At 38.0% G+C, this 26,666-nt stretch carries 22 protein-coding genes; 9 read left to right on the top strand and 13 right to left on the bottom strand.

Going from position 1 to position 26,666, the window contains the following annotated elements:
- Positions 1–49: 49 nt before the first annotated feature.
- From F938_RS11645 to F938_RS11635, 3 genes are read right to left on the bottom strand one after another with little or no spacing between them, the layout of a single operon-like run.
- The gene (locus tag F938_RS11645; RefSeq protein ID WP_005031992.1) at positions 50–664 is read right to left on the bottom strand and encodes an OB-fold-containig protein; all 615 of its coding nucleotides are present in this window, start codon (positions 662–664) and stop codon (positions 50–52) included.
- Positions 665–682: 18 nt separating this feature from the next.
- Positions 683–991, bottom strand: coding sequence for a Rieske (2Fe-2S) protein (locus F938_RS11640; RefSeq protein ID WP_010591332.1), 309 nt, complete (start codon positions 989–991; stop codon positions 683–685).
- Between the two features lie 18 nt (positions 992–1,009).
- The gene (locus tag F938_RS11635; RefSeq protein ID WP_005031990.1) at positions 1,010–2,014 is read right to left on the bottom strand and encodes an adenosine kinase; all 1,005 of its coding nucleotides are present in this window, start codon (positions 2,012–2,014) and stop codon (positions 1,010–1,012) included.
- Positions 2,015–2,274: 260 nt separating this feature from the next.
- On the opposite strand from F938_RS11635, the gene F938_RS11630 reads away from it, so the two are divergent.
- The 4 genes from F938_RS11630 (at position 2,275) to F938_RS11610 (ending at position 8,542) form a co-directional block, all read left to right on the top strand.
- A complete protein-coding gene (locus F938_RS11630; RefSeq protein WP_005031989.1) occupies positions 2,275–2,742 on the top strand; it encodes a GNAT family N-acetyltransferase in 468 nt (155 codons plus the stop codon).
- Between the two features lie 734 nt (positions 2,743–3,476).
- Positions 3,477–6,416: an insulinase family protein gene (locus F938_RS11620; RefSeq protein WP_005031987.1), complete on the top strand. Its 2,940-nt coding sequence runs from the start codon at positions 3,477–3,479 to the stop codon at positions 6,414–6,416.
- Between the two features lie 297 nt (positions 6,417–6,713).
- A complete protein-coding gene (locus tag F938_RS11615) occupies positions 6,714–7,862 on the top strand; it encodes a phospholipase A (protein WP_005031983.1) in 1,149 nt (382 codons plus the stop codon).
- A 197-nt stretch (positions 7,863–8,059) separates the two neighbouring features.
- Positions 8,060–8,542, top strand: a complete 483-nt coding sequence (locus tag F938_RS11610; protein ID WP_005031980.1) for a MarR family winged helix-turn-helix transcriptional regulator — start codon at positions 8,060–8,062, stop codon at positions 8,540–8,542.
- A gap of 100 nt (positions 8,543–8,642) precedes the next feature.
- Here F938_RS11610 and F938_RS11605 read toward each other — a convergent pair whose 3' ends face one another.
- The 6 genes from F938_RS11605 to F938_RS11580 form a co-directional block, all read right to left on the bottom strand.
- A complete protein-coding gene (locus F938_RS11605) occupies positions 8,643–10,517 on the bottom strand; it encodes an ABC transporter ATP-binding protein (protein WP_167539467.1) in 1,875 nt (624 codons plus the stop codon).
- Between the two features lie 284 nt (positions 10,518–10,801).
- Positions 10,802–11,944: an alpha-hydroxy acid oxidase gene (locus tag F938_RS11600; protein ID WP_005031976.1), complete on the bottom strand. Its 1,143-nt coding sequence runs from the start codon at positions 11,942–11,944 to the stop codon at positions 10,802–10,804.
- A gap of 297 nt (positions 11,945–12,241) precedes the next feature.
- Positions 12,242–12,529, bottom strand: a complete 288-nt coding sequence (locus F938_RS11595) for a hypothetical protein (RefSeq protein ID WP_005031974.1) — start codon at positions 12,527–12,529, stop codon at positions 12,242–12,244.
- Positions 12,526–14,088, bottom strand: coding sequence for a PepSY-associated TM helix domain-containing protein (locus F938_RS11590; protein WP_005031971.1), 1,563 nt, complete (start codon positions 14,086–14,088; stop codon positions 12,526–12,528). Before F938_RS11590 ends, F938_RS11595 begins: the two co-directional genes overlap by 4 nt.
- Before the next feature lie 3 nt (positions 14,089–14,091).
- Positions 14,092–14,370, bottom strand: a complete 279-nt coding sequence (locus F938_RS11585) for a hypothetical protein (protein ID WP_005031969.1) — start codon at positions 14,368–14,370, stop codon at positions 14,092–14,094.
- Positions 14,371–14,430: 60 nt separating this feature from the next.
- The gene (locus tag F938_RS11580) at positions 14,431–16,590 is read right to left on the bottom strand and encodes a TonB-dependent siderophore receptor (RefSeq protein WP_005031966.1); all 2,160 of its coding nucleotides are present in this window, start codon (positions 16,588–16,590) and stop codon (positions 14,431–14,433) included.
- A 249-nt stretch (positions 16,591–16,839) separates the two neighbouring features.
- Here F938_RS11580 and lpxB point away from each other — a divergent pair, with 249 nt between their 5' ends.
- Positions 16,840–18,015 (top strand): lipid-A-disaccharide synthase, encoded by a 1,176-nt coding sequence (lpxB, locus tag F938_RS11575; protein ID WP_005031963.1) that lies wholly within the window; start codon positions 16,840–16,842, stop codon positions 18,013–18,015.
- Between the two features lie 199 nt (positions 18,016–18,214).
- Here lpxB and F938_RS11570 read toward each other — a convergent pair whose 3' ends face one another.
- Positions 18,215–19,087 carry a DUF2797 domain-containing protein gene (locus F938_RS11570; protein WP_005031961.1) on the bottom strand — a complete coding sequence of 291 codons (873 nt, stop codon included), beginning with the start codon at positions 19,085–19,087 and terminating at the stop codon, positions 18,215–18,217.
- 32 nt (positions 19,088–19,119) lie between these two features.
- Between F938_RS11570 and F938_RS11565 the strand changes: the two genes are divergently transcribed.
- Together F938_RS11565 and F938_RS11560 are read left to right on the top strand one after the other, a co-directional pair.
- Positions 19,120–19,590: a DUF6231 family protein gene (locus F938_RS11565; protein WP_004830460.1), complete on the top strand. Its 471-nt coding sequence runs from the start codon at positions 19,120–19,122 to the stop codon at positions 19,588–19,590.
- A 125-nt stretch (positions 19,591–19,715) separates the two neighbouring features.
- A complete protein-coding gene (locus tag F938_RS11560; RefSeq protein WP_005031959.1) occupies positions 19,716–20,318 on the top strand; it encodes a YidB family protein in 603 nt (200 codons plus the stop codon).
- Positions 20,319–20,371: 53 nt separating this feature from the next.
- Here F938_RS11560 and F938_RS11555 read toward each other — a convergent pair whose 3' ends face one another.
- The 3 genes from F938_RS11555 to glnL all read right to left on the bottom strand — a co-directional run bounded on the left by F938_RS11555 (position 20,372) and on the right by glnL (position 24,111).
- The gene (locus F938_RS11555; protein WP_005031957.1) at positions 20,372–21,097 is read right to left on the bottom strand and encodes a hypothetical protein; all 726 of its coding nucleotides are present in this window, start codon (positions 21,095–21,097) and stop codon (positions 20,372–20,374) included.
- 433 nt (positions 21,098–21,530) lie between these two features.
- Positions 21,531–23,015, bottom strand: a complete 1,485-nt coding sequence (glnG, locus tag F938_RS11550; RefSeq protein WP_004830464.1) for a nitrogen regulation protein NR(I) — start codon at positions 23,013–23,015, stop codon at positions 21,531–21,533.
- Positions 23,005–24,111 (bottom strand): nitrogen regulation protein NR(II), encoded by a 1,107-nt coding sequence (gene glnL, locus F938_RS11545; RefSeq protein ID WP_004830465.1) that lies wholly within the window; start codon positions 24,109–24,111, stop codon positions 23,005–23,007. The genes glnG and glnL overlap by 11 nt, the downstream gene beginning before the upstream one ends.
- Positions 24,112–24,474: 363 nt before the next feature.
- Between glnL and rimO the strand changes: the two genes are divergently transcribed.
- Both rimO and pyrH read left to right on the top strand, forming a co-directional pair.
- Entirely contained in the window at positions 24,475–25,818 is a 1,344-nt protein-coding gene (gene rimO / locus F938_RS11540) for a 30S ribosomal protein S12 methylthiotransferase RimO (RefSeq protein WP_005031951.1), read from the top strand.
- Between the two features lie 65 nt (positions 25,819–25,883).
- Positions 25,884–26,612, top strand: a complete 729-nt coding sequence (gene pyrH / locus F938_RS11535) for a UMP kinase (protein WP_004830468.1) — start codon at positions 25,884–25,886, stop codon at positions 26,610–26,612.
- The last annotated feature ends 54 nt before the right edge of the window (positions 26,613–26,666 follow it).

Raw genomic sequence — 26,666 nt, 5'->3', positions numbered from 1 at the left:
GGTACGAATGACCAATCAGCAGACTCTAATCACAAAAATAGATGCTGAACTAATATTGATCTGAGCTAAATAGCTGATTCGATGTTGAAATTTTTTTGGCTATATAATGTGATTTTCTGAAACGTATTAAGATGATTTGTGATTGAAACTCTAATTCACCGAACTCAGGTTCGACTTGGACATAGTGGAGTTGACCATTTTCATCGCGGACACGCGCTTGTGCGGAAAATCCAGGTCGTGCATTACCACTTGATACTGTTGCAAGGCGTCCGAGTAAGTCCACTTGATTCGTGGTGATTTTGGGTTTAATCACTTGATCAAGACAGTGGATCATAAATACAGTAAAAAAAATTGCGATGACCAAAGCAGGTAAAATTACATAATACCAAGCAGCAAATTCTTGTTTGCTGGCAAATATTGATAATTGTAAAAAATAGCCTGCAAAACTAAAGTTAAGCAATAAAAAAACGAAGATAAGAACTTTTGAAAATTTTACTTGTAAAAGAGGGGATTCAATCAACCAATCAGGAGACACTTTTTTAAGAAACGTACTAGGTCGGATACCAAGATAATATCCAAAAGTTTCTGCCATGCTAAGTAAAATTAACGCCAAAACACTCAAATGAAAGGGTATTAATTCATGTTCAAATAAGAATTCCAGCATGGCAGTTGTCCTTGGTTATTAATCTACAATGTAGATTCCACCATCTGAATGAACTGAAATATTCACTTTTTCCAATTTATCACCAAGGCATGGTCCAGAAATACATTCACCTGTTTCGACTTCAAACAAAGCGCCATGTGTTGAACACTGGATATATTCGCCATCTTGATCTAAAAATTGATTTTCAAGAAACTCAAGCTCAGTTTGAAGATGTGGACACACATTTTGATAGGCATAAAAAGCCCCATCCCGTTGAGTGATAAAAATTGTATCACCTGTCATTGTGTCGAAGGCACGTGCTTTGCGCTCTTCAATTTCATCGGTCATTGCAATTTTTTCAGCCATTTATGCACATTCCTTTTTGAATGTTTCGAGCAGAGTCGCATATTCTGCAATTTCTAAACGAGGTCCAAATTTAGCCACTACCTCACTAGAAACAAGAATAGCAAGTTGCGCAGCTGTTTGTAAATTTTCACCACAATTTAACGCATATAGGAATGCGCCTGAAAAGGCATCGCCAGCACCATTCGCATCAACAGCATTGACTTTACGACCAGGGACATAAAAATGTTGATCTTGATTGGAAACTAAAGCGCCTTTTGCACTTAATGTAATCACGACATCTCGGCTCAAGGTTTTTAACTTTGCCAAAGCAGCTTCGACAGTATCCGTTTCTGTATACAGCATCGCTTCTTGTTCATTACAGAAAATCAGATCTACGCCATCGTCGAGTAATTCGTTTAAACCTTGACGAGCATATTGCACCATTGCTGGGTCGGAAAGGGTAAGGGCGATTTTAACATTGTGTTCGCGTGCAATTTGACGTGCTTGTTTGACCGCTAAGCGAGCAGTATCACTGGTGGATAAATAACCTTCAATATAGAGCCATTGTGCTGTTTTTAAAGGCTCAAAATCCATCTGTTGTGCTGAAAGTTCTGCAGTGATGCCTAAATAGGTCTGCATGGTGCGTTCTGAATCATCACTGACAAGTACCATACATGTTCCCGTCACACCTTCGCTGATCGATTTTTGTGAAGTTATGATTCCAGCATCATTCAAGCCGTCAAGATAAATGCGACCTAATTCATCATTGCCTACACGGCAAGCATAAAATGCAGAAGAACCCAGCGCACTAAATGCAACTGTGGTATTGGCAGCAGAACCGCCTGAAGCTTGTCCTTTATAAACTTGGCTGGCATTTAAATTGTTGTAGAGTTGGGCTTGAGTATCACCATCAGCCAATTGCATGGTACCTTTTTGCAAATTTTGTTCAGTCAAAAACTGATCTGAAACTCTAAATTCTTGGTCAATTAATGCATTACCAATTGCAAAAAGATCAACTGTTGCCATGTTCTTCATCACATCAATGTTAAAAAACTAAAGTTTACACCAATGCTCAACTTTACAGTAGATTGTTGAAAAAAATTCATTTATGACTCAAGTAGTACATTCATGAATTTTTATAAGTTCTGCTATTGCACAGTAGTTGAATAGTTCCTAAGATTCAAACACAAGCTCTATCTTGAGTTCGCTATATCATCAGGTTATATATCGAGAATAGATACAAGTTGAGTCAATGGTCTATCGTTTTAAAACACATTGGAGATTGAGTGAATATTTTAATTCAACAGGTTGATCAATTGCCTGCACAAATTCAAGATTTAGCCGCGGTTGCTGAAAAAGAAGGTTTTCAATTTATTCAACGGTTGATTGATGAGTATCAACAAGGAAAAAATAAATTTAATCGTCAAGGTGAATTTTTACTGGTTGCATTTAATGGCGATAAACTGATTGCTTGTGGCGGTCTCAATATTCAAATGAGCGAAGATAGTGAGACCAATCAAAAGCCTGAAACACAGCATAAAATCGGTCGTGTACGTCGTTTCTATGTGTTACCTGAATATCGTAAAAGCGGTATAGGTAAGCGTTTATTACAAGACCTCGAAAAAAAAGCAAAATCTCATTTTTCTGCACTGTGCTTAAATAGCGAAAAAGATGCAGCTCCATTTTATCAAAAGCAAAATTATGTATTTGTTGAAAATCATCCCAATTATAACTATTTCAAATACTTGATATAGTGAATTGAAAATCTTTGCCCAATAATGAGCCTTTAATTAAAGATTAGAAGAATCAATAAGTAGACATGCGCATCATCTGAACTCATGTAGGGGCTTTATGCTTTTGGGGATTGATCTAAATTAATCTCCAAAACTTAAATATTGATTTTTATAATTTTATTTTTCAATAAGCTATAGTCAATCTGTTGAAAAATCCATATAGTAAATATAATTTCTAGATCAATAAAATCATTGCGATAAAGATATTGTTTGATGATATAAAGCTTGCAATACAAAGCTTTATATCTAAAGTTTAAATTGGTTTGTGTAGGCGATGCTTCGCTTTTCATAACCACTTTTTTGTTGAACAACATTCTTGCACTGCAAACAAAGCAGTGCGTTGTTTTTGCTCACATATCTACGCTCAACATGGCGACATCCATGTCGCCTCACGATAGAAAGACCATCGATGATTCAAAATGCAAAAATTAAACTAATCACCAAAAGTTTCTGACGCTTATATAAAAAATCAGATTCAAGTCATTATCAATAAAAAATTTAAGTTTTACAGTGATGATCGAATCTTTTGATCATCACTTTTTTTATTTAACTCATTGCTCATTCTTGATATTTCAACGACGAGTCCTGATTAATCCTGATTGATTTACTAAGAATTAGTGTTAGGAATGAATCGCATTTATTTAAGTTTCAGTTATACTTAAACGTATAGATAAACATTTAATATTGGAGATCGCATGACTGTAGATGTCACTGAAACCTTATCTCAAACTGTTCATCCTGCGTTTCAGCTGGTACGTCAACACCATGTAGAAGCTTTAGACATTTTAGTGTCTGAATATAAACATAAAGTGACTGGTGCAATGCACTACCATTTGGCAACCGATCACGACGAAAATGTGTTTCTGGTTGCTTTCCGTACTCAACCGATGGATTCAAAGGGTGAGGCACATATCCTAGAGCATACTGCGTTATGTGGTTCAGAGAAATTCCCTGTACGTGATCCATTTTTTCTGATGATTCGACGTTCTTTAAATACATTTATGAATGCATTTACTGCGGCGGATTGGACAGCGTATCCATTTGCGACACAAAACAAAAAAGACTTCCAAAACCTGTTGGAAGTTTATATGGATGCTGCTTTTGCTGCTAATTTAAATCCTTTGGATTTTGCACAAGAAGGCATTCGTATTGAGCTGGAAGATGGTCAGCCAGTTTATAAGGGTGTGGTATTTAATGAGATGAAAGGTGCAATGAGTTCACCTTCTGATCAACTTTATCACCAGTTGGCACATCATTTATTCCCGAAAACCACTTACCATTATAATTCTGGTGGTGATCCTAAGGATATTCCAGACTTGAGTTATGATGAGTTGGTGACTTTCTATAAATCACATTATCACCCAAGCAATGCAATCTTCATGACTTTTGGTGATCAATCTGCCTATCATTTACAAGAGCAGTTTGAAAAGTTAGCACTTTCTAAGTTTACGAAAGGCGAAACGATCTATTCTAAAGAAGAGCAACGTTTAACGGCACCGATTGAAGTACAAGAAACGTATGCGGTTGATGCAGAAGATTTAAAAGATAAGACATACCATATTTTGTCGTGGTTATTGCCAAAAACCAGTGATGTTAAATTACGTTTAGGTATGCGTTTGGTTGAAGGGATTTTATTAGAAAACTCTGCTTCACCACTACGTCATTATCTTGAGACTTGTGGTTATGCGCAGTCTACCGGTCCAATCATGGGTGTAGATGATTCAAACTATGAGATGACTTTTTATTGTGGTGTACAAGGCTCCAATCCTGAACATGCCGAAGCATTTAGACAAGGTGTGTTGAACATTTTACAAGACGTTGCTTCAAAACCAATTGACAAAGATATGGTTGATGCGATTTTACATCAAATTGAATTGCATCAACGTGAAATCAGTGGTGATGGTACTCCATATGGTTTAACACTGATTTTGAATGGTCTAGGTAGTGCAATTCATCACAATGATCCAATTCATGCATGGGACGTAGATACCGTTATTGCTGAAGTCAAAGAAGAGCTCAAAGATCCAATGTGGTTATCGAACTTAATTCAAGTTCATTTATTGGATAATCCACATCGTGTACAAATGACCCTTGTACCAGATGCAAATAAATCTGCACTGGAAGCACAAGAAGAGAAAGCACGTTTGGCAAAAATTGGTGCAACTTTAACGGATGCTGATAAAGCTGAAATTATTGCACAAACAGAAGCTTTAAAAGTTCGTCAAGAGACTCCCGATGATTTAGATCTATTGCCTAAAGTGGGTTTGGAAGATATTCCAGCTGAGTTGCCAATTGTACAAGGTCAATTGCGTGAGATTATCTGTAATGGTGTTGATACGCCATTGAATTTGTATCATGCAGGGACTAATGGTATTTACTATCAACAAGTGCTGATTCAAATTCCTGATCAAATTGTAAAATCACCTTATTTCAACTTATTGTCCGTTTTAATGGGGGAAGTTGGTGCTGGTGAATATGATTATTTGCAACTTCAACAACTTCAAACTGCGGTGAGTGGCGGTTTAGGCATGGGCGCATCATTGCGTTCTAAAACCGATGATAAAGGTCAAATTAGTGCTTGGTTAACCCTGACCACTAAATCATTGACAGATAGATTTGATGCGATTGGTTTACTCAAGCTTGCTTTTGAGCAATTACGTTTTGATGAGAAAGATCGCATTATCGAACTGTTACAACAACGTAAGACACGTTGGGCTTCACGTTTGTCTGGCTCTGGTCATAGTTATGCAATGCAAATTGCATCGCGTCAGATGAGTGCTCTGGCAAAACGTGATTATGATAATACAGGCTTGGGTGCTTTAAATTGGTTGGGTGATCTGGTTGCTAAAATTGAAAATGATGAAGTGGCTTATGATGAATTCATTGAAGAACTAAAATCAATTCATCGTGGTTTAATGCTTGCACCAAAACAGTTCTTATTGGTGTGTGAAGAACATCATTCAGAACGTCTGGTTGAAGAAGTCCAAATCGTTTGGGATAAATTGAGTGTAGATCAAGCACCAGTATATTTGTCTAAGGTTGAGCAAGATGACAGTCATGCTGATCAAGCTTGGTTGATTCAAGCCAATGTCCAGTTCTGTGCCTCTGCGTATCAAGCGGTGGAAGTTTCACATCCAGATGCTGCACCTTTGATGGTTCTGGCTGGTTATTTACGTAATGGCTTCTTACACAGTGCAATCCGTGAAAAAGGCGGCGCATATGGGGGTGGAGCGAGTTATGATGGCAATGCATGTGCTTTCCGCTTTTATAGTTATCGCGACCCTCGTCTTGCAGAAACGTTCCAAGACTTTGAAGCAAGTTTGGATTGGTTGTTGAACAAGGAGCAGCATGCTTATCAACTTGAAGAAGCAATTCTGGGGTTGGTTTCAAGTATGGATAAACCTGGTTCTCCAGCAGGTGAAGCAATCACGGCATGTTATGCCTTGCTTCATGGACGCACTCCTGCGTTTAGAAAGCAATTACGTGAACGATTATTAAACGTTACTATTGACGATCTTAAGCGTGTAACACAAACTTATTTGGTTGAGCAAAAGCCTGTAAAAGCAGTCGTAGCACCAGTTGCCAAAAAAGAGTTGTTAGAACAATTAGGTTTTGAAATTAAAAAAGTAAATTAACTCAAAAAAGGGTCTGTGGACAATTCGTCTATGTTTGCGACTAGGTGTGTTTTTTAGGCGATTCTAGGCGCGAAATACGAAATTTAGTTATTCTAAATGAGTAGTTCGGAACGAAGAAGCGACAAAAAACATGCTAGTCCCGAAGGGTTGTGGTTAAAATTATCTCAGGCTACGTTATGAAACTTAAAAATAGTCTCGCTATTCTCTTCATTTCATGCCTTACCTGCTCAATTTTAACCTACAACGCAAGCCATTTATGAAATGTCCACAGCCCCTAAATTCTTTCTGGAGAAATCTATGTCGTTCAAAAGTTTTGAACGTACACCAGTGAATCTGAGCATCTTAATGATGCTCAGTTTTGGTTTGGTGACCACTGTTTATGCAGACGATGCGGCTCAAGTGAATCCTGCAAGCACTCAAGCTTGTGTGGCACTAGAATCAAATGCTGATCGTTTAGCCTGTTACGATAAGATATTTAAAACGCCTGCAGTTCCTGCGCAAGTACTGGTTTCAGAACAACGGGCAGCGATGGACATCGAGAAAGCAAAGCCAGAGCCAGTAACGCTTAAAGAAAAAATTGGGCAAACTGCTGAAAATTTATTTGCCATTCATGGTGATAAGATTGACCCAAACACATCGTTATTGGATCGCCGTTGGGAGTTGTCTCAAGACAGTAAGTTGGGCACATGGAATATTCGTGCACATCAACCTGTTTATTTGCTTCCTGCTTTCTGGACCAGCAAGAAAAATGAATTCCCACATAGTCCAAATCCACAGAATACTGTAGATGAAAATCAAAATTTAAAATCAATGGAAGCTAAATTCCAAATTTCCTTAAAAACTAAGGCAGTGGAAAATCTGTTTGGAAATAATGGTGATCTTTGGCTGGGCTATACACAATCTTCGCGTTGGCAGGTTTATAACAGTGAAGAGTCTCGTCCATTTCGTGAAACAAACTATGAGCCTGAAGCAAGCTTGATGTTTAGAACCAATTATAATTTATTAGGTTTAAATGGTCGTTTGCTTGGATTAACCTTAAATCACCAATCTAATGGTCGTTCTGATCCGCTTTCACGTAGTTGGAACCGTGTGATTTTAAATCTTGGTTTTGAAAAAGATAATTTTGCCTTAATGGTCCGTCCATGGTATCGCATCGAAGAAGATTTCAAAGACGATAATAATCCAGATATTAAAAACTATATCGGGCGTGGCGATTTAACCGCATTCTACCGTTGGAATGATAATGACTTTTCACTGATGCTGCGCCACTCTTTAAAAGGTGGTGATGATTCACATGGTGCGATGCAATTTGATTGGGCGTTTCCAATCAAAGGTAAACTTCGTGGGCATTTTCAATTGTTTGATGGTTATGGTGAGAGTTTGATTGATTATAATCATCGTGCAACTTATGTCGGCTTAGGTGTTTCTTTGATGAATTGGTACTAGTGATGATTGATGTTTAAATTATCTCTTTGTGTGAAAGAAACGGCGCTAGATTTTAATATTTAAGTCATTTGAGCGGTATTTTTCATCGTACAAATATGATAGAAATGAAAATTTACTTAGCTGTATTAGAGAGGTTATTTATATGGATATCTATCTCTAATGACTAAAAATGATAAAGCAAGTTTGGATCAAGTCTAATGTCAAATGAACAGATTAGCGCACATGATGCTAATTTATATGCCATCAATAACCGTTTAACCTTTAGACTCTTTCAACTCGGCAATACGCTTGATCGGATGAGTAGTAAAGAACTTGGTGTTTCTCCAGTGCATTGGGCTGTACTTGGGGCATTGTCAAGAGAGCAGGTAAGAGAAGGAATGTCTTTTTCTGATTTGACAGAATATCTTGGAGTAAGCCGACAAAATTTAGATGGTGTTCTTAAGCGTTTAGAGCGTGACCAACATGTCATTCGTTTTGCGGATCAAATTGATCGCCGTGCTAAGAAAGTGATGTTAACAGAACAGGGGCACGTATTTTGGAATCAGTTGCAACTGAAAGTATATGAATTTTATCGTCAAGCGATGGATGGTTTTTTATTTGATGATAAAGTCACTTTTGTGCATTTCTTGAATAAATTAAATAAAGGGATGCAGAGTGTAGAGCTTGAAGATCAAGAATAAAGCTGTGAAGTTTAAAAGAGTTTAAACGCTTTCTTCAAAAGAAAAGCCACGTCTACAAGATGACGTGGCTTTTCTTTTTATTAGCATTTCATTAATTGTACTAACTCAGGCTTGCTTGTTTCTCTTCATCTTCCTGTTTGATTTTTTGCTCAGGTTCAAGTAAAAAGCCACCAGTCTGTCTTTGCCACAAGTGAGCATAAATCCCATTTTGAGCAATCAACTCTTCATGTGTGCCTTGTTCCGCAATATGACCTTGATCTAAGACAATTAAGCGATCCATCTGTGCAATAGTTGAAAGGCGATGAGCAATTGCAATGACTGTTTTATTTTCCATCAACTCATCAAGGCTGGATTGAATCGCAGCTTCCACCTCAGAGTCCAAGGCGCTGGTAGCTTCATCTAAAATTAAAATCGGTGCATCTTTTAAAAATACACGTGCAATTGCAATACGTTGACGCTGACCACCAGAAAGCTTTACACCACGCTCACCAACATAGGCATCGTAACCTGTACGTCCTCTTAAATCGGAAAGTTGAGGAATAAACTCATCAGCTTTTGCTTTACGTACTGCTTCATACATTTCTTCATCAGTCGCATCTGGGCGACCATATTTAATATTTTCGGCAACTGTACGATGTAATAATGAAGTGTCTTGTGTCACAAGTGCGATATTTTTTCTCAAGCTGTCTTGAGTAACATCTTCAATATTTTGACCATCAATGCTGATTTTGCCATTATTGATGGTGTAGAAATGTAGCAATAACTGAATCAGTGTTGATTTACCTGCCCCAGAGCGACCCACAATACCAATCTTTTCACCTGGTTGAATATTCAAATTAAATTGATCAATCACATTTTTACTGTTGTAGGCAAAAGTGACATCATCAAATCGGATATTGCCTTGGCTTACTACAAGCGGTTTTGCATCCTCTTTATCTTGAATGTTAATCGGGCGACCAAGCGTTTGCATACCATCTTGAATTGTCCCTACATTTTCGAACAGGGCAGAAGTTTGCCACATCATAAACTCAGCCATGCTGTTTAATTTAAGAATCATAGCAGTGGTTGCGGCAATCACACCGATGGCAGCTTGACCCTGTAGCCATAACCAAACTGCGGTCCCCAAAACCCCAAAAAATAAAACCGCAGTCAGTAAATTAATGCAAATTTCATATGAAGTACCTAAACGCATTTGTTTAAAGACAGTGCGCATAAATTCTTTCATTGATTCTTTTGCATATTGGCTTTCACGCCCTGCATGTGCAAATAATTTTACAGTTTGGATGTTGGTATAGGCATCGGTCACTCGACCTGTCATCACTGCGCGAGCATCTGCTTGTTCTTTGGAAATACGTCCTAATCTTGGAATAAAATATTTTGCTGCACTGATAAATAGTGCTAACCAAACCAGAAGTGGAATCAGTAAAATTGGAGAAATTGAGCCTAATACAATACTGATGGTAATAAAGTAAATCACGACATAAGTGACCATATCACCCAAGATTACCCAGAACTCACGCACAGCAAGCGCAGTTTGCATGACTTTGGCTGACAAACGCCCTGCAAAATCATTGTGGAAAAAGTCCAAACCGTGACGAAGCAATAGATTATGGAATCTCCAACGTAAACGCATCGGAAAACTGCTGTACAAAATTTGATGTCTGACAATGGATTGCATATTGGCGAAAAAAATATTCGCTAATAAGATAAGTGAGAGTACAACCAAATTTTGCTGGTGATTGGTCAAAAACGCTTCAGGTTTTGATTGTGTCAACCAATCAACGAGATGACCAATTTGTGAAAAAAATAGTGCTTCAAAGCTGGCTGTTGCAGCAGTGAAGAGTATTAAGATCAATAAATAGCGTTTAACACCAGTGGCAGCCTGCCAAACAAAAGCAAAGAATGTCGTAGGTAATGGTTCGTTTAAACCTTTCGATGGATATGGATCTACTAACTTTTCAAACCATTGCAGCAACATAAAATCCTCATGGAAATTTTATAGATTGATTAAATTATAGCGGTGAAGTGATGTCATTGACTGAAATGCTGGAATCAGTTTAAGCAAAATTCAGCAATATTGGGAGAGTAAAAAAGTGAAATTGATTGTATCGTTTTAGTGGGGATTACACCAGTTTTTTATATCGAAAAAAAACGATTTGATTTATTGATCATGTCAATTATATCTTTGATGGATCTGTTTGAATCACTGAAATGGATATTCAATCGTTGAATATCCAATTTGACGTGAGTCGGCGAGGCTTATCTTAAAATGCTTTTATCAATGTCCTGAATATTCACTTTCCCACAGAATGCCATACTTAAATCCAGTTCTTTTTGAATGATTTCCAAGACGCGATATACGCCTTGTTCTCCATAAGCGCCTAAACCATAAATAAATGCTCGACCAATTAAACAGCCTTTAGCACCTAAAGCGATGGCTTTTAAAACATCTTGCCCACTACGGATTCCACTATCAATATAGACTTCTGTTTTGTCTCCGACAGCGAGTACAATTTCCTCAAGAACTGAAATGCTTGATGGAGCACTATCCAATTGTCGACCACCATGATTGGAAACAACAATTGCATCTGCTCCAGCATTTACAGCAGCTATTGCATCGTCCACTTCCATAATGCCTTTGATAATCAGTTTACCGCCCCATTGTTGTTTGACCCATTCGACATCTTTCCAGCTTAACTTCATGTCAAATTGCTCAGTTGTCCATGCAGCTAGAGAACCCGTATTACTAATCCCATCGACATGTCCGACGATGTTACCAAAGCTTCTTCTTGGAGTCTTAAGCATAGCTAAGCACCAAACGGGTTTGGTACACATATTGATAAGATTGCCCAAGGTTAATTTTGGAGGTGCTGATAAACCATTTTTAATGTCTTTATGACGTTGTCCCATGATTTGTAAATCAGCCGTTAACACCAATGCAGAACATTTAGCATTTTTTGCACGTTGAATAAGCTGTTGCATAAAATGTCGATCTTTCATCATGTACAGCTGAAACCAAAAAGGTTGTGTGGTTGCAGCAGCGACATCTTCAATCGAACAAATACTCATGGTTGACATAATATAAGGAACACCAAATTTTTCAGCAGCTTTGGCTGCAAGAATTTCGCCATCGGCATGTTGCATACCAATTAAACCCGTTGGTGCAAGTGCAACTGGCATGGAAACAGATTGTCCTAACATTTCGGTTTTCACGGAACGATTGTCCATGTCCACCAAAACCTTTTGTCGGAACAAGTATTTTTTAAAATCCTCACTATTTTGATGCCATGTCTGTTCTGTCCATGAACCTGAATCACAATAATCAACAAACATTTTAGGAACACGTCGATGATAAATTTCACGCATATCTGCAACGCAGGTGATTTTTTGTAATGTGGTCATGATGATTCCTTGTTGAATTGTGCAATTGCAATTCAAATTGTTATTGGGGAAGAGTGATAAGGATTATTCTAAGACGATTATTTTAACAATAAGTAAAAAATAGATGAAAAGTAAACTAAATGGTTGAATTTTATTCACTGGTTTTGACTCAGCCATGTTTCATATAAACACTGTATTGTTGCTTATTCATACAGTGTTTTATTTGTTAAAGTAAAAATGTAATTCAGTTTTTTTGTCTATCTTGTCATATATTTTTAAAGATAAAGACTCAAGAACTCCTTGGAGGAAAGGGTACTGCTATTTTTTGGTTTTAGGTTTTAAATCATTTATCGACAGAATTAATCCAAACAGTAGCGGTGTGCTGAGCACACATAAAGCAACAAATGAAATGCTATCGCCATACTCTAGGTTATAGAGCAACAAGGCAATGACAATGCAAATGAATGCAGTGAGTTTTACAGATTTAACATGTTTGCTAAGCACAGAAAATCGACTCTTCTGTGTTTTATTAATCTGTTTAGAACTGACAAGGTAAAGTCCATAACTTGCTATTAAAATCAATAATGATGCAAGAGCAAATATCATGAGCTTATTTCCTGAATTTGTTTGTGGGTTAATTTTTTCTGAATTTTTGCCACAGCTTTATTTTGAATTGGTGTAATTTTTTGATGTAAAAATATACCTAAGAACGCAATCATCCAAATCATGACATCTACACGTAGGAATAACCAATAATCATGGATTGAATGAATATAATGGTTTGAAATAAGATAATAGAGATTGAAAATTGGCAATGCTAATGTCATTACAATAATTAGTTTAAGCTGTGTTTTCCACAAATATTGCTGTTTAGAAACTAGAGCAATAATCAAGCTGAATAGCCATAAATAAAAAAAAGTATAGATTTCATAATTAGGACCATCTGCTTTTATACTGACAATTCGGTTGGCATATAAGTAACCTAACGTGGCAATCGGTAAGCCAAGAATCAGTGCTGTGTTTAATCGATTGACCAAGTAGTGTCCAAAGTGAAATTGGTCATTTTTCTTTTGAAGTTGGCGTTTTAGGCTCCATAATAATAAACCAGAGGCAATCATTGCACAGCCCAGCAAGCCAGAAAAGAACAAAGCTAATCGCAAAAGTGGTTGAGCAAAATTTGCCATATGTAAACCATACATGCTCGCATTTAATGTTGCGATGGCACTGTTATTACGCGTGTTGCCTAAGATTGTGCCTGTAGCGCCATTAAAACTCATTTGTGCTTGATTTCGAGTGATGGAATGGTCTTCCAAAGCTGTGACTGTTACTTTGGCTAATTGTGTGTTCGGTTGGTCCACAGCGATATGATCAAAACTGGTTTTTCCCCATTGTTGTTGCGCTTGTTGGAGAAAGTACTGAATTGGTTTCATCTTTTCAGGTATTACAGTTTGGTCTTTCGCTGTTGTTGAAATATTGCGAATCTCATCGAAATATTGAAATGGATTGTCTGGATAAGATTTTTTCATACCCGCAGGAAAGAGCAAGTAGAAAAAGATAGCTAGCCCTGTAAAGGTAATGGTTAAGAAAAAAGGCAATGCAATGACAGAGCTCATATTGTGGAAATCCAAATACGAGCGTTGACCTTTAAAGGCTCTTAAAGTAAAGAATTCAGTGAATATTTTTTTATGCGTAATGATGCCCGAAATTAAGGTAATAAACATAATCAGTGCAGCAAAGGTAACAATTAAACGCCCAATTGCATAGGGAATGCCATATAACTGATAATGGAAACTATAAAAAAAATCGCCGCCTTGTGTTGCAGAAAGACTGAGTTCTTGACCATTATTGGCATCTAAAGTTTTACTTTCGTATCCACCATCTGCTTTTTGCCAATAAATCTTATTGACTGGGCTATTCGGATTGGCGATACCGATATACCAACTTTTAGCATTGGGTGCATTTTTCTGTAGATAATCATAAGCAGATTGCACAGCCGTTTGCTGATTGACTTGCATACTGGCAAATTGTGGTTGCATCCACATATTCACTTCATGCCGATAGTAAGTCACAGTACCGGTTAAAAAAATTGCAAACAGTAACCAACCAAAACTCAGACCAATCCAAGAGTGTAACCATGCCATAGATTGACGAACAGATTTATGCATGAGCTAACCTATGAATTTTGAAAAGAGAAAGAGGGCAATCATGAGTATGAGGCTGATTATCGACAGCTTTTTTAGAGAACGTACACAAAAACTGATAATCACAAAAACAATGTAAAAAAACAGTGCGATAAATGCGGCCAAATAAATAGACTCGGCTTTTGCCAAGTAAGGATAAAATACATCAATCAATGCGACTGATAATAAATAGCTACCTGCATAGCCAATACCGAATGCCAGTATAAAGCGGTATAACACTGATAAGGGGTAAAGAACAGTTTGCATAAAGGGCACTTTTTTACAATTAAAAACGCCTTAATCACTTAGGACTAAGGCGAGTTCCGATTAATATTTAAATTTTACAGCAACACTATAGTTGGCTGGCGCACCATAAAATGCCTGACCATCTGGAAAACTGTATAAATATTTTTTGTCTGTTACATTGTTTGCATTTGCCTGTAGCGATATATGATTGTTTAAATCATAACTGGTCATCAGATTCACTAACGCATATGCATCTTGGGTAATTGTACTATTTACAGAAGAATCATACAGCTTGGTTGCCTCTTGCCATTGCAATGATGCACCCACTTTAAGCTTTGGTAGTGCAGGTACAGTATAGGTGGTCAAAAGATTAATGGTTTGATTTGGATTATAGGTCCGTGCATCACCACCATTTTTTAAATCTTTTAAGCTAAATTGGCTATAACCAAATGCAATATTTAAGTGATCTGTTAATTGCCCAGCCAAACCAACTTCAACACCTTGAGAGCGTAAGTCGCTGGTTTCCACCTTACGATTGAGTGGGTTTCCGTCAGAATTGCGTAGAGGATAATTCGTTTGTTCTGTACGGAACACAGCCAAGGTTCCAGTAAGTTTGTCATCTAGCCATGAACTCTTAATACCCGCCTCATAACTTTCACCCTCAACAGGCTTGAGTGCTTTATTATCCGTTCCTAATCCAGATTGTGGACGGAAAATAGAGGTATAGCTTAAATAACCTGTATATTCTGGAGTGAAGTTATAGGTAATTCCAGCATATGGGGATACTTTGTTTTCATCATATGCCATTGATGAGCCATAACTTTTACCTTCACTCTTAGCTTGAACATAATTTAAACCAAGTAATAGTTTTAAATCATCATTTAAGTGTACGCGTGTCGCTGCATATACTGAATTGAGCTTTTGCGTATAGTTTGCAGCCTCACTAAAAGCTGACCAAGTGACTGATTGAGGTGTCCAGCTTGCCCAGTCTGTAGTGAATTGGCGTAAGTAGCCTAATGAATTATCGTTCCTGATATTGCTATCATTAATTGTGCCTGATGTCTGTTGATCATATTGCTTGTTTTGTAGATAACTATAACCTAGAGTTGCTTCATGCTCACGACCAAATAGTGAATATGAGCCTTGTACATTCAAATCAGCAAAATGACTTTTTAGACTTTCTTTGCCACCCCAAGCAGTAAGAGCGACATCTCCACCATTTTGATCAGGATAACCATAATAATAGAGTAAGTTACTGTTATGATCGGTTTGGGTATAATTATAGCTAAGCTTGGCTGTCCATTTTTCATTAATCTTTTGCTTTAACTCTGCAAAAGCATTTTGTGTTTTGTTGTCCCAATATGCCCAATCTGGATTAGGGTTATAATCACGATTATAGGAAAGTTGCTTTCCATCTGCACCTAGAAGTGGCAAAGCACCCCAGTTATTTGCATTTGGTTTATTTTGTTGTTGACTATAACCTACGGTAAGTAGGGTGGAATCTGTCAGGTCTGCATCAATGATGCCTGAAAAGCCATTCTTCTCTGATGAATAACGATCGAGATAAGAATCCCCAGTTTGCTCGTAGCCCATCAAGCGACCACGAATGCTACCATCTTTATTCAACGCACCAGAAACATCTGCCTCATAACGTTGAGTATTCCAAGAACCATAACTAATACCCGCATTGGCTTGAAACTCTTGCGTTGGTCGTTTACGAATATAATCAATAGTTGCACTTGGATCACCGAAGGCATTGGTCAGTGCATCTGCACCTTTAATCACATCAATTCGATCATAAAAATAAGTGTCTGGATTGGTGTTGTTATAATTATAACTACTTGAAGGGAATCCAACCCCATCCGTTAATAGATTTGAGATTTCAAAACCACGAGCAGTATAGGTTGAGCGCTCAGTTTCTTGATTGCTGACAGTGATTCCAGGCGTATTACTCAAGGCATCTCTGGTACTATTCATTGCAAAATCATTCATTTGCTGCCGTGTAACGACATTGACTGTTTGCGGAGTTTCTTTAACAGGGATATTCAGCTTGGCAGCGCTGGTTGATTTTTTAACGATATACGATTTGCTTTGCTCGGAGCTTAATTCCGTTTGTTCAGCTGTCGCTTGAACGGAAATCGTGGGTAAGTTTTGTAAATCATCAGCAAAACTTTGTTGCGCAGTGAATACGGCTAAACTCATGAGCGAGAGTTTAAAGCGGGTTGGGAGAGAGTTGATCATTGTGGTCTTAAATGATAATAATTATCGCTTAGTTTATTGTTTGTCTATCTGTGAGACAATAGTCGGCTAATTGAAAATATAAATAGAAAATAGATTAATGATAGAAAACTGAGTGAATTGTCATCCAATATCATTGTTATAAGCCGTTCAAATTCATGTAAGGCTTTATCCTGATTGTATAAAGGCATTGCGGTGAAACTAATTTGACTATGCTATGATGCATGTATACTGCAAAATGGGAAGAATATCTTGCAAAATCGGAAGCTTAAAATTGGAATTGTGGTCGGTGAAGTGTCAGGAGATACTTTAGGGGCTAAACTTATTCGTAGTTTTCGTGAACAGGGTATAGATGCTGAGTTTGAGGGGATTGGTGGACCTCAAATGATCGCGGAAGGATTCAACAGTTTTTATCCAATGGATATTTTATCTGTAATGGGGATTGTGGAAGTCCTTAAAGATTTAAAAAAGCTGTTTGCGGTACGTGATGGTTTGGTTGAAAAATGGTCAGTCAATCCAGTCGATATTTTTATTGGTATTGATGCTCCAGATTTTAATCTACGTTTGTCGAAGAGTTTAAAACAAAAAAATCTGCCAATTAAAACGGTTCAATATGTCAGCCCATCCGTTTGGGCGTGGCGACAAGGACGGGTACATGGGATTAAAGCCTGCATCGATCTCGTGCTTTGTTTATTTCCTTTTGAAAAAAGCTTCTATCAAAAATTTGCAGTTCCAGCTGCTTTTGTGGGTCATCCGCTTGCTAGTCAGCTGCCTTTACAAAATCCAATCTTGGATGCCAAACAAGAGCTGGGTTTGGATCTCAGTCAAAAGCACATTGCGTTATTGCCCGGAAGTCGCCGTGGTGAAATTGAACGACTTGGACCTTTGGTTTTAGATGCTGCAAATATTATTCATCATAAATACCCTGAATATCAGTTTGTTATTCCTGCAATTAATGATCAGCGCAAACAACAAATTGAAGCATTATTAAAGCATTATCCAAGTGATTTGATCGCAAAAATTCACTTGTTGGAAAATACCGATAAAGAGTCAAAAATTGGTCGTCAGGTTATGAATGCTGCAAATATTGTCGCCTTGGCTTCAGGTACAGCAACTTTGGAAGCTTTATTGTTGCATCGACCAATGGTCACTTTTTATAAACTCAATTGGCTGACTTATGTGATTGCCAAATTACTGGTCAAAATTCCTTATTATTCTTTACCGAATATTATTGCGGGAAAGAAAGCAATTCAAGAGTTGATTCAAAAAGATGCTACGCCTGAAAAATTAGCACATGAGATAGAAAAGTTGATGGATATTGAAACTGCTCAAATTCAGGTGATGCAGTTGATTACAATGCATAAGCAGCTTTTGGCAGGAAATAGTGAAGATCCAGTACAAGCAATTTTAGCACTGTTAAAATCATGACTATAAAGTTAATCGTTTGATTAAATGATTGAATTAATTTATTTAATTCTAGCAATATTGAGTTATAGACTTTTGATATTGGTTGTTTGCAAGTTTTCAGGAAGCCTATTGGTTTGGCAAGAAATTTAATAAAAAACTCCTCCTAGATTTAAATCAGAGAGGAGTTTTATAAATATTAAATTCGACACAAAATGGATGATTACTCTGCCCGAACTTTTAGTTCATAGCCTGTATATTTACGGATATTAATCACACCCGTATCCATAATTAAATATTGACCTTTAATCCCTTGTAATTTGCCACGAATAATTGGTGTTTTATCTAGATTGTGAGATTTAATCTTTTCAGGATAAATATCAACAGGGTAGACAAATTCACGCGGTAATTCTTCTTCAAGCAATTCAACTGTCTCGTTAAACTCAAGGTGTTGTGCAAATTCATCTCGAATGGTTTGAATTTTAGGTGCAAATTCTTGTACCAACTCATTACGTATTTCAATCAGATTAATCGGTTCAGCTTCGCCTTTTAACAACTTGCGCCAATCTGTTTTATCAGCAACCTGTGAACCAAACATCACTTCAAGTTGTCCAGATAAACGGCGTGAACCCACTTTCATAATTGGTAAAGCTTGAGTTGCGCCTTGATCTAACCAACGTGTAGGCATTTGACCTAAGCGGGTAATTCCTACTTTTAATGCACTTGAATTCGCTAGATATACAATATGCGGTTGGAAGCACACTTCATGCGCAAAATCATCTTCTCGACAGGTGCCCAAATGATAATGGCAAGTTTCAGGCTTCATAATGCACATATCACAAGATGCTTTGGTTTTCATACATTTAAAGCAGTGACCTTGTGAATAAGACTTAGGCGTTTTCGCACCACAAGAAACACAGTATATATTTCCAGTTGCTTCAATCTCAATTTCTTGTCCCAAGCTAAATGGAAGCTCGATTTCTGAGCGATCTAATATAAATTTATATTCAACATTTGCCTTATGTGTTTGCTGATCAGTTAAACTAAGGTCTTTAAGACCTGCATGCATTTTATGACAAATGCCTTGTAGTTCCATGTTTAATTACTCGCTTCAAAAAAGGTGCAGTTATGGCTGAGCAAAATGTCATCACTTCAATGCTAGACGATTTATCGCAAGAACAGCCAATTCAAACTGCATTGTGTATTGGGCAAAATTTGGCGCAATACTCTACAAATTATTCAATTCAGTGGTCCTATTTTAACGTATCTGAGTTTTTAAATCTGCCTTTTACCCAGCGATATGATTTAGGATTTGTTGTTTTAGATACAGAAGATATGCTAGGTGTTTCAGATTTGCATAAATCGCAACTGTTGGTGAAGTTGCGTGATCTTTTGGCAAGACGAATCGTGGTGGCTTGCAGGCTCAATGATGAGCATTTGCTTAGATCACTGGGCTTTACTCAATTGATTGACAAGACCTCACATGAAAATGATTTTGCACTATGGCAATTTAATATTTTAACCTACAAACATGTACCAGACTGGTTTAATTCTAAGTTTTGGGCAAACCCTGAAAACTGGAATAAGTTTCGTTGGTAATGTCTGTGTGTGTGGGGTAAAAATTACATTAAGACATTGCAAAAATTAACAATTCCAATTTTGGTGAATATATTAAAGCCAAGTATGCTGTAGTCGTGTCATAAAACTTAAAAAAGGAAAACTTCATGACAGATTTAACAAATATTGTTGAAATTTTAGCAAAACAAGCACTTGGCGGACAACAACAATCACAAGGCGGGCTTGGTGGCGGATTAGGCGGTGTATTGGGCTCAGTGCTTGGTGGTTTAGGTGGTCAACAACAGTCACAAGGCAGTGGACTGGGTGGGGTATTGGGTTCAGTCCTCGGAGGCTTAACAGGTGGTCAACAACAACAAGCACCTAAGGCAAGTGGTTTTAATGCTTCTTCTTTATTGATTGCAGTGGTTCCGCTAGTTTTAGGGTGGATTCAGCAAAATGGTGGGTTGCAAGGGGCTTTGGCTAAACTGCAAGGTGCAGGTTTGGGCGGACAAGTTCAAAGTTGGGTTGATCCATCACAAGGCAATAGTGGAATAAATGTAGATCAAATTCAAAGTTTGTTTGGTGGTCAACAAGTTGAACAAGTTGCTCAACAGGCTAATGTTCCGACCAATGAAGTGTATGGTGCAATTTCAACAGTGCTACCGCAAATCATTGATTCACTTACACCACAAGGTGATGCTACGGATCATAATGAAGCCAATGGCGATATTCAGAATGTATTGAACCTAGTCTCAGGTTTTATGAAATAAGCTGTATTTTTACCGAAAAAAGCCAGTTAAAGCATTTTTAACTGGCTTTTTGTTTATTTGGATTCAGGTTCTGGATCGTCACCAATAGCTTCACTGCTTTTCACTTCACCATTGGCTTTTCTTTTAATATATTTAATTTGCCCATAACCTTCAGCATACCATTCATCTAGCGTGCTATCGCCAATTTGCGAGACAAAATGACATGCATTGTTGAATTTTAAAGTATTGTTGTTATTGTCAATTAAGCTGAGATTTTCAAAACCAACAAATTCAATATCAACAGTTTTATTATTTTCAGACTTGTCTGTATTGTCTAGTTGAGATTCAATAACAGCATTATAAGTCATCTGAAATTTTTGATGAGGCTTAAGGTTAGATGGAAAGGTTGGAAGAGGAGCTTGATAGGTGGTTTTGACCAATACGTCATTGGGATTTGAACCCAGTGCGGCAATACCATAATCTAAATTCGCCAACATGGTACGACCCGTGAGATCGTAGATATAATCTGTACGAACACCAGCACCTTGTCTCACAATTGCAATTGCATTCTGACTGTTAAATGTCGTCGGAACAATTTGAATCTCAGTTTCATCACTGTTGTTTAAAGTGAACTGTTTATTGGCTTCTAACTTAAAGCAATCATCTGAATTTGCAGCTTTCAGCGGTTTTTCTTCTGCTACTTTTTCTGCCTGATGCTCTACATTGTCATGCGGTTTGTTTTTAGAGCACGCAACAGTCAAGATTGAAAGTAAGCCGATAACAACAACAGTTTTGTTCATTTTTATCCTAGCGATAAAGTTTAATTTCACGTGGCTATTCTTAACGATAGGCACATAAAAAACAACCATATTCTTAGCAAATATGGTTGGAGTAAACTTTATATTTATGAGTGATTTATTATTCACTGATGTTACGCACTTGATTTAAATTAAGTAGGTAAAAAAGAAAAAGCTAAATTTACACGACGGAGTCTTACATCCAAAGTTTAAATTTATGGAATAGCCTTCGGCTCAAGGTACTTTTGTTTTGTCAAAAGTACCCAAAACCATTGTCATCCGCAGAACTCGTTCACTATCGTCACAATATTCAAAGTTTCGCAGAAACTTTACTTATTAGAAGGAGTCCTGCCTCAAGCAATTGCGGATGACGTTTCCGCGTATCCACATTCTTCTAGCTCCAAAATTTAATTTTAGAGTTACTGTGTAACATCAGTTATTCAGCTAATACAGTTTTATCCTCCTCTTCATCATCTTCAGTGGAGTCCATGCCTAATTCTTTGAGTTTACGGGTTAAAGTATTGCGTCCCCAACCCAATAACTCAGCAGCATGTCGTTTGCGTCCACGTGTTTGTTGTAGTGCTGCATTAATCAAGGTCCGTTCGAACATTGGCGTGGCAATGTCTAAGATTTTCATCTCGCCATTTTTGAGTTTTTGAATCGCCCATTGACCTAAAAGTTCATCCCAATGGTGTAGTGCAATACGATCAACGCCTGCTTGAATTTGTCCTTGATCGTCGGTTTTGCTGATTGGAATCTGTTTTAGCTCAGAAGGTAAGTCTTCTGGGTAAACTTCACGACCCGTAATCATTACAGTTAACCATCGGCAGGTATTTTCCAATTGGCGCACGTTACCTGGCCAAGGAAGTTTCTGGATGTATTCTTGTGTTTCTGGGCGTAAAATTTTAGGACTTACGCCCAGTTCTTTACCAGCACGTGCCAAGAAGTGCTGTGCCAGCATTGGAATATCTTCAGAACGATGTGCCAGTTTAGGAATATGAATGCGAATCACATTTAAACGATGGTATAAGTCTTCGCGGAAACGACCATCATGTACAAGTTTTTCTAAGTCTTGATGTGTGGCAGCAACAATACGTACATCTACACGTACAGGAATATGTCCTCCAACACGATAGAATTCACCATCAGCTAAAACACGTAGCAAACGGGTTTGTGTTTCAAAAGGCATATCGCCAATTTCATCTAAAAAGAGCGTACCGCCATTGGCTTGCTCGAAGCGTCCTTGACGCTGTGTGTTGGCACCTGTAAATGCACCTTTCTCATGTCCAAATAATTCAGTTTCAATCAAATCTTTTGGAATTGCAGCCATGTTTAAAGCAATAAAAGGTTTGCTGCTTCTTGGTGAATGGCGATGTAAAGCATGAGCAACTAATTCTTTCCCTGTTCCAGACTCACCATTGATTAATACGGTGATATGAGATTGTGAGAGTCGTCCAATTGCACGGAAAACCTCTTGCATGGCAGGAGATTCACCAATGATTTCAGTAGACTGAATCGGGGTTGCTTTTGCTGATTCTTGTTGTTGTAATTTATTGATGTGTAGGATGGCACGATTGACCAGTGCAAGCGCTTCATCAATATCAAAAGGTTTTGGTAAATACTCAAAAGCACCTGTTTGATAGCTCGATACTGCAGATTCTAAGTCTGAGTGGGCTGTCATGATAATCACAGGAAGATCTGGATAACTTCCTTTGACTTTGCCTAAGAAGGTGAGACCATCAATACCTGGCATTCGAATATCTGTCAGAATGACATCTGGCGCATCAGTTGGCAGTTGATCTAAAGCAGATTGTGCTTCTTCAAAACTGGTCACATCAAAACCTTCTTCTTTGAATGTTTTTTCCAAGACCCAACGCATAGCTCGGTCGTCATCGATCACCCAAATTTTATTATGCGACATGGTTAGACTCCCAAGGTAAATATAGGCTAAATACTGTTTTTCCCGGAACAGATTGGCATTCAATCATTCCGTTATGTTGATGCATGATGTTTTGTGCAATGCTTAAACCGAGTCCAGTCCCTTTGGCTCGACCGGTCACAAGTGGATAAAAGACGGATTCTAAAATTTCCTCAGGTACACCAGGACCGTTATCTTCGATATCAATACGAATAGCTGATTTATTTAGTACGCCATTAATGGTGACAAGGCGTTGGATGCGTGTACGCAATATTAATTCGGGTTGATGATCAATGAAGAATTCTCGATTTTCTGTCATCGCTTGAACCGCATTGACACTAATATTCAACATGACTTGAATCAATTGATCTCGATCTGCTTTTACATCAGGTAAAGAAAGATCGTAGTCACGCGTAATTTTAATTTTTTTCTTGGTTTGATTCACGATCAGTGAACGAACGCGTTCCAATGGTTCGTGAACATTGACCGCTTCATAACTTGGAAGTTGGCGTGAGCCGAGCATGGTGTCTGCTAAGTTTCTTAAGCGGTCAACTTCACTGATAATAATATCTGTGAATTCTGCATATTGAGGATCGTTTAAACTTCGTGCTAAAAGCTGAGTTGCACCCCGAATACCGCCCAATGGATTTTTAATCTCATGTGCAACGCCACGTATGAGTTGTCGTGCGACTTGGTGTTGCTGAATAAGATTCTCTTCTTTTGAAATTTTCAACATCCGATCAATTGGATTCAATTCTATTAACAATAATGGGTGATAGGGTTTGCCAGTATTCAGTTGAGATACCGAGTAATCAACATGCATGTCTTTAAAATTGACATTGATAATCGCTTCACGGCGTGTATAGGCTTGACCTGTTTTAATGGTGTTGTTGAGTGCATCCAAAGTATTAAAGCTATCGTTTGGTGCATGCAAGATATTGATTACAGGCTGACCAGCGGCGCGAAACAAACTAATATCAAACAGGGCTTCGCAAGATGAATTGAGATAAAAAATATTTAGATTACAATCGACCAAAAGGATTGCTGTGGTTAAATTATCCACAAGCAGTCGATAGTCAATGGTTGGGTATTGATCCATTAGCAGAGCTTTCCTGTCTTAAAATAGCGCAATGGCATCTGCACCTCTATTCTATTTATCCCAATCAAGGGTATTGAATTGATATAAATCGTGCTCATATAAAGCAAGATGCGCGCCAACTTTTATTTGTTGCGCAGTTTTCTTACATGAATAATAAAAATTGCGCATTTAACGACCTTTATTCTCTGTACATCAGTCATCATGATATTAAGCTATCATGATAGTGTTCCAAAATGGTGCAATGTTGGAATTTTATTATTTGATTGGATGTATTTTGGTGCATTATACAAAGAGTCGTGTTTCCACCTGTTTTTATCTCTGGAAAAGTCATACAATACGCGGATTATAGTGGAGCGCAGATTCATGAAGTCCCCCAAAGTCGGTTTTGTATCTTTAGGTTGTCCTAAGGCATTGGTAGATTCTGAACGAATTTTAACTCAGTTGAAAACTGAAGGTTATGATGTTGCATCAGATTATGATGGTGCTGATTTAGTTGTTGTGAATACCTGTGGTTTTATTGAATCTGCAGTACAAGAGTCTTTAGACGCTATTGGCGAAGCCATGAGCGCAAATGGTCGTGTAATTGTTACTGGCTGTTTAGGTAAAGACGAAGACAAGATTCGCCAAATGCACCCTAATGTACTCAAAGTTACAGGTGCTGCTGCATATCAGGAAGTGATGGAAGCTGTACACCAGTATGTTCCAGAGCCACCTAAGCACAATCCTTTTATTGACCTTGTCCCAGAGCAAGGAATTCGTTTGACCCCAAAACATTATGCCTACTTAAAAATATCAGAAGGATGTAACCATCGTTGCACGTTCTGTATTATTCCAAGTATGCGTGGTGACCTTGTATCACGTCCTGTGGGCTCAGTGTTGAGTGAAGCACAAGCATTGAAAAAAGCAGGGGTAAAAGAAGTCTTGGTGATTTCACAGGATACTTCTGCTTATGGTGTTGATACTAAATATAAGCTTGATTTTTGGAATGGTCAGCCTGTTAAAACCAAGTTCTATGACATGTGCGAAGCATTAGGTCAGTTAGGAATTTGGGTGCGTTTACATTATGTCTATCCATATCCGCATGTTGATGCGGTGATTGACTTGATGGCGCAAGGCAAAATCCTGCCATATCTAGATATTCCTTTTCAACATGCCAGTCCGCGCATCTTAAAATTGATGAAGCGACCAGCCCATAGTGAAAATACATTAGAGCGTCTAAAATTATGGCGTGAAAAATGTCCTGAACTGGTGATTCGCTCTACATTTGTAGTCGGTTTCCCAGGTGAAACTGAAGAAGATTTCCAAATTTTACTGGATTGGTTGCAAGAAGCTCAGCTTGATCGTGTTGGTTGCTTTACTTACTCGCCTGTAGAGGGTGCGACTGCCAACGATTTGCCAGATCACGTTCCAGAAGAAATTAAGCAAGAGCGCTATGAACGCTTTATGGAAGTTCAGCAAGCGATTTCTGCTGCCAAATTACAAAAACGTATTGGTCAAACCATGACAGTTTTAGTGGATGATCTTGAAGAAGAGTTCCCTGTGGCTGTTGCACGTTCTTATGCGGATGCACCTGAAATTGATGGTAACGTATTTGTTGAAGATATCGATAAATCATTGATTAAAGCAGGTGACTTACTTGAAGTCGAAATCACAGATGCAGATGAATACGATTTATTTGCAAAGTTGATTAAAATTAAATCGGCATAAAAGTAATTGATTTCAAATTGATTGAATACGAATAAAATTGTAGATATAAGTATTGGAGTTTTGTGATGTTAGATTCTAAAAAGCCGCGCTATGAGCGAATTTTGCTCAAACTTTCGGGTGAGGCGCTTGCAGGTAATAAAGACATGGGGATTGATGCTCCTGTGTTGGATCAAATGTCTTTATCTATTGCTCACTTGGTCGGTTTAGGTGTGCAAGTCGGTATTGTTGTTGGTGGTGGTAATTTATATCGCGGCAGTCAACTGCAAAAAGATGGGCTTGTTGGTCGAGTAACAGGCGATCAAATGGGTATGCTTGCGACTGTCATGAATGGTCTGGCATTACGTGATGCTTTGGTACGCCGTAACATTAAAACACGTTTAATGTCTGCGCTTCCAATTGGTGCAGTAGTAGAGTCTTATTCAAGCCGTGATGCAATTCGTCATCTTACTCAAGGTGAAGTTTGTGTATTTGTTGCAGGTACGGGTAACCCATTCTTTACTACTGATACAGCAGCGTGCTTACGTGGTATTGAGATTGAAGCTGATCTTATTTTAAAAGCAACAAAAGTAGATGGTGTCTATAACAAAGACCCAAGTAAATATGACGATGCAATTAAATATGATCATTTAAGCTTTGACCAAGTATTGGATGAGAAACTTGGTGTGATGGATTTAACTGCAATTTGTTTGTGTCGTGACCATAATGTACCACTTCAAGTGTTTGATATGAACAAATCAGGTGCATTACTTTCTGTAGTAATGGGTGAAAAAGAAGGGACACACGTTACAAACTAATGTACGTGTGGGATAAAGCTCTTTATACTACTGCAATTTTACGTTATACACATT

The sequence above is a fragment of the Acinetobacter bereziniae LMG 1003 = CIP 70.12 genome, from assembly GCF_000368925.1.
In the GTDB taxonomy this organism is placed as follows: Bacteria; Pseudomonadota; Gammaproteobacteria; order Pseudomonadales; family Moraxellaceae; genus Acinetobacter; species Acinetobacter bereziniae.
This window is presented reverse-complemented; position numbering and strand designations above follow the sequence as displayed.

Coding starts and splice junctions, on each gene's coding strand:
- F938_RS11570 (WP_005031961.1), bottom strand. CDS start 19,087: ATGGAACTACAAGGCATTTGTCATAAAATGCATGCAGGTCTTAAAGAC.
- F938_RS11565 (WP_004830460.1), top strand. CDS start 19,120: ATGGCTGAGCAAAATGTCATCACTTCAATGCTAGACGATTTATCGCAA.
- F938_RS11635 (WP_005031990.1), bottom strand. CDS start 2,014: ATGGCAACAGTTGATCTTTTTGCAATTGGTAATGCATTAATTGACCAA.
- pyrH (WP_004830468.1), top strand. CDS start 25,884: ATGTTAGATTCTAAAAAGCCGCGCTATGAGCGAATTTTGCTCAAACTT.
- F938_RS11620 (WP_005031987.1), top strand. CDS start 3,477: ATGACTGTAGATGTCACTGAAACCTTATCTCAAACTGTTCATCCTGCG.
- F938_RS11555 (WP_005031957.1), bottom strand. CDS start 21,097: ATGAACAAAACTGTTGTTGTTATCGGCTTACTTTCAATCTTGACTGTT.
- rimO (WP_005031951.1), top strand. CDS start 24,475: ATGAAGTCCCCCAAAGTCGGTTTTGTATCTTTAGGTTGTCCTAAGGCA.
- F938_RS11600 (WP_005031976.1), bottom strand. CDS start 11,944: ATGACCACATTACAAAAAATCACCTGCGTTGCAGATATGCGTGAAATT.
- F938_RS11590 (WP_005031971.1), bottom strand. CDS start 14,088: ATGCATAAATCTGTTCGTCAATCTATGGCATGGTTACACTCTTGGATT.
- F938_RS11585 (WP_005031969.1), bottom strand. CDS start 14,370: ATGCAAACTGTTCTTTACCCCTTATCAGTGTTATACCGCTTTATACTG.
- glnL (WP_004830465.1), bottom strand. CDS start 24,111: ATGGATCAATACCCAACCATTGACTATCGACTGCTTGTGGATAATTTA.
- F938_RS11580 (WP_005031966.1), bottom strand. CDS start 16,590: ATGATCAACTCTCTCCCAACCCGCTTTAAACTCTCGCTCATGAGTTTA.
- F938_RS11615 (WP_005031983.1), top strand. CDS start 6,714: ATGTCGTTCAAAAGTTTTGAACGTACACCAGTGAATCTGAGCATCTTA.
- F938_RS11640 (WP_010591332.1), bottom strand. CDS start 991: ATGACCGATGAAATTGAAGAGCGCAAAGCACGTGCCTTCGACACAATG.
- F938_RS11560 (WP_005031959.1), top strand. CDS start 19,716: ATGACAGATTTAACAAATATTGTTGAAATTTTAGCAAAACAAGCACTT.
- F938_RS11595 (WP_005031974.1), bottom strand. CDS start 12,529: ATGATATTTGCTCTTGCATCATTATTGATTTTAATAGCAAGTTATGGA.
- F938_RS11645 (WP_005031992.1), bottom strand. CDS start 664: ATGCTGGAATTCTTATTTGAACATGAATTAATACCCTTTCATTTGAGT.
- glnG (WP_004830464.1), bottom strand. CDS start 23,015: ATGTCGCATAATAAAATTTGGGTGATCGATGACGACCGAGCTATGCGT.
- F938_RS11610 (WP_005031980.1), top strand. CDS start 8,060: ATGTCAAATGAACAGATTAGCGCACATGATGCTAATTTATATGCCATC.